The 3,967-nt window shown below is 57.7% G+C and carries 4 protein-coding genes; all 4 read right to left on the reverse strand.

All coding sequences use genetic code 11. From position 1 onward, the window contains the following. Positions 1 to 268 (reverse strand): hydantoinase/oxoprolinase N-terminal domain-containing protein (locus A3764_RS11825; protein WP_330220520.1); only part of this gene is annotated, 268 nt, incomplete at its 3' end. Position 269: 1 nt separating this feature from the next. After that, complete coding sequence (locus A3764_RS11830; RefSeq protein WP_197471008.1) at positions 270 to 1,211, reverse strand: ABC transporter permease; 942 nt, start codon at positions 1,209 to 1,211, stop codon at positions 270 to 272. Positions 1,212 to 1,273: 62 nt separating this feature from the next. After that, positions 1,274 to 2,275: an ABC transporter permease gene (locus A3764_RS11835; RefSeq protein WP_067267626.1), complete on the reverse strand. Its 1,002-nt coding sequence runs from the start codon at positions 2,273 to 2,275 to the stop codon at positions 1,274 to 1,276. Then, positions 2,272 to 3,813 (reverse strand): sugar ABC transporter ATP-binding protein, encoded by a 1,542-nt coding sequence (locus A3764_RS11840; protein WP_067267624.1) that lies wholly within the window; start codon positions 3,811 to 3,813, stop codon positions 2,272 to 2,274. Before A3764_RS11840 ends, A3764_RS11835 begins: the two co-directional genes overlap by 4 nt. Between the last annotated feature and the right edge of the window lie 154 nt (positions 3,814 to 3,967).

Raw genomic sequence — 3,967 nt, forward strand, 5'->3', positions numbered from 1 at the left:
TCTTTCTTTCGACCAACGCATTGGTTGAAACTGTCGAGCCGTGCACGATAAGTGAAATTTGTTCGATGAAGTTTTTCGCATGAAGGCCATAACCCTCTGCCGCAACTTTGAGGACATCCATGAACCCCTGTTCGAACTCGCCCGGGGTTGTCGGTGCCTTGAAGATCGAGATTTCACCGTTCTTGTCAGCTACGAGGCAGTCCGTGAACGTGCCTCCGATATCTATGCAAACGTCAAAAGCCACTCTTTTCTCCACGAGTTTGTTCAAGTTATCGATGCCTTAGCCGGTCAATGAAGACACCGGTGATCACGACGACGCCCAAAACGATCATCTGGAAGTAGCCTTCGACCCGAACCATGTTCATGCCGTTCGACAGCATGGTGATGAACACGCCTCCGATCACGCAGTGCATAACCTTCCCCTCGCCGCCTCGCAGCGAAACACCGCCGATGACTGCGGCAGCAATTGCCTGAAGCATGAGGCCGCCACCCATCAACGGCTCACCGGACCCGGTGCGCGCGGTGAGCATCAACGCCGCAATCGCCGTTACCAACGAACAGGACACGAAAGCGCCGACAAGCACGCGTTTTGTGGGAATGCCAGCCGCGTCAGCCGCCCGAGGATTTGATCCCACCAGATAGAGCATCCGGCCAAACACGGATCGGTTCAGAACAATGGCGGCAACTGCACATACAAGAATGGTCATTGCGATCGGAATAGGGACTCCAAGAAAATCGCTATGAAGAAACGTCTTGGCAAGAACATCCGGCACTCCAAACACCGGAAATCCGCCGGAAATCGTCGACGCGATGCCTTGGCTTATCCCCAGCATCCCCAGAGTGGCCACAAACGGGTGAACGCCCAGGATCGCGATATTGAAGCCATTGATCAGGCCGGCGACGAGCCCGATGGACAGCCCAAAGAAGAGCCCGATCATAACCGCCATCACCGGAGCATCGGGCATCACGCTGACCAGATGTGCCATGGTCAACGCGCTGGCCACACTGATCATCGAAATCACCTGACCCATGGACAGATCGAACCCGCGAACGATCAACGCAAACATCTGGGCAACAGCCAGGACGATCAGAAAGCTCGACTGGATCAGGATATTGCCGAAGTTTTGCAGCGAGAAAAAACGAGGCTCGAGAGTTCCAAAGATCAGCGCCAACGACGCTATGATCAACGGCATGATGCTGCTGCCGATCATCTGCATCAGCCTTCTGCGATCAAGTGATTGAAGCGGCCAGGAGCCCGAGCTTGAATTCCGCATCATGCCACCTTCCGCTGTCTTACCCTTTGCCGCCATGCATCGACCGCAACCGCAGCGATCAGTACAATGCCGACGACAACCGTTTGAATCTTGCTGTCCACACGCATGAGGTTCATCGCGTTGGACACCAGAACGAGAACAAATGCTCCGAGAACGACATTTCCGACACGGCCGACACCGCCACGCAGTGAAACACCGCCAATGACCGATGCCGCGATGCTCTCCAGCATCAGGGCGCTGCCAAGCGTAGCTTCGCCCGACCCAATTCGCGCGGTCAGGAGAAGCCCGGTCAAGCCGGCCAGCATACCGCAGAGGACGTAGCAGGAGATCAGAACCGCAGAGGCCGAAATTCCAGAGTTGCGCGCTGCGGCCGGATCGCCTCCGATCGCGTAAACATAGAGGCCGAACACCGTCTTGTTCATCACGACCCAGAGAACGGCAACCATGGCGGCGGCCGCGTAGACGACCAAGGGCAGGTCGAAGAAACGGTAGCGGCCAAAGATTTGCGTGAACTCCTCTGGCAATCCGTAGATTGGCGCCCCCGCCGACACATATAGCGCAACGCCGGCCGCAATGGACATCGTGCCAAGTGTCACCATGAAGGGTGAGACCTTGAGATAGTTGACGCACAGACCGTTGATCAGGCCGACGGCAAGGCCCGCGGAAATTCCTGCCGCAAACCCCAGAGCGATAACCATCCAGACTGCCATCGCTCCGTCTGCCCCCAGACCGACCATGGTCAAGGCGCTGACCACGCTGGACAAGGCCACCACCGCGCCAACCGAAAGGTCGAAACCGCCCACGATCAGCACCAGCATCTGACCACACGCGACCAAAACGAGAAATCCGGTGCCCCGCATGACGTTGATCAGATTAGCCTGTCGAAGGAACCTGGGCTCGGCCAAACTGAACAAGACAACTGCCAGAAGCACCATGAGTGGCAGAAATCCTACCCGCCTAAGCAGGTTGTTCGATCTGCGGATAAGACCATCGAATTTCATGCTGGCACCCCATCTTCGTGCCGAGACCGTGTCCGGTCATCAAATATCGCGTTCAGGATGTTGTTCTCGGTGACATCACCACCGCGAAGTTCGGCGACGATTTCACCAAGGCGCATGACGTAGGTCCGGTTGCACAGATGCGTGATCTCGGGAAGCTCGGATGAAATCAGCAGCACCGCTGCACCGTCGGCAACCAGATCTTTGATTATGCCGTAGATCTGCGCTTTTGCCCCGACATCGACACCCACTGTCGGCTCGTCAAAGAGAAAGATATCAACGTCGCGCAGGATGCCACGCGACAGCATCACCTTCTGCCGATTGCCGCCTGACAGCGCTTCGACCTTGCTTTCGACATCCAACGGCCGAAGCGAAAACTTGTCCGCGACGTGACTGGCCGCTGACGCTTCTCGCTTTTTCCGCACAAAGCCACGGCGATTGAAAGCCGCTGTATCCAACGCCGCCATGGTCGCGTTCTCACGGATCGGGCGATCCATGGCCAATCCCTCGCCGACGCGGTCCGAAGGAAAGTAGCAAACCCCATTTTGCAGCATCCGGCGGGGAGAGGGGTTCGGTATATCCTCTCCCCCCGAGTGACGAATACTGCCAGAGGCAACCTCATCGAGCCCGAATATCAGACGTGCCACTTCGGATTTGCCGCTGCCGACCAACCCGGCGATGCCCACGATTTCTCCATGGCGCAAATCCAGCGAGATTTCCTTGACGCTACCGCAGGCCGAGGACAGGCCTTCGACCTGAAGCGCCACCTTGCCCGGTGAATGGGAGATCTCCGGGAACATCGCTTCGATCTTACGGCCGGTCATCATCTCGATCATGATTTCGTCGCTTGTATCCGCGCAGGCGACGGTGCCGATCTTCTGACCGTCGCGCAGTACGGTCACCCGATCACCGATCGTTCGGATTTCCGCCATTCGGTGCGACACATAGATAATTCCGCAACCATCCGCCCTGAGGCGCCGGACAACCTCGAAAAGCTTGTCTGCTTCGGCATCAGTAAGAGATGCTGTCGGCTCGTCCAGGATGAGCACCTGAACCTCCTGCAACAGTGCCTTGGCGATCTCGACCATCTGCTGCCTTGCGCGCGACAGATCGCCGACCTTCGCTTTGGTGTCGATCTCAAATCCGAGGTCGCCAAGCACCTCTGCGGCCCTGGCTTGCATCGCGGGTTTGTCGAGAAATCCCAGGCGCCGAATTTCCCTGCCGAGAAACATGTTCTGCATGACGGTCAACTCCGGCGCCAGCGAGAATTCCTGAAACACCGGGCTGATCCCCAACAGCCGAGCCCGGTGCGGCGTCAGGCCGGCCACAGCGGTACCGTTCAAGACATACTCGCCCGCAGTTGGCGGGAAGCTACCAGCCAGGATATTGATAAGGGTGGACTTTCCGGCTCCGTTTTCACCGAGCAACACATGGACTTCGCCCCTTCTCAGGTCGAAATCAACGGCATCTAGCGCGATCACGCCGGGGAATTTTTTGGTTGCGGCGCGAAGCTCGACCAGGGGTACGACCTGCGTGTTCATGACAGCGTCCTAAGCGAAAGCGCCCGGGCTCCGCCGCGTTCTGCGATGTAAGTTAGATATACCGTATCGCAAAACCCGGCGTGCCCAGGGGCGGTCGAGTTAGTCGACCTTGAAGGTTGGCTGGAACCCTGCAGGGGCAAATGCCCTCGTCAGG

The organism is Sulfitobacter sp. HI0129 (genome assembly GCF_001635395.1).
Lineage (GTDB): Bacteria > Pseudomonadota > Alphaproteobacteria > Rhodobacterales > Rhodobacteraceae > Sulfitobacter.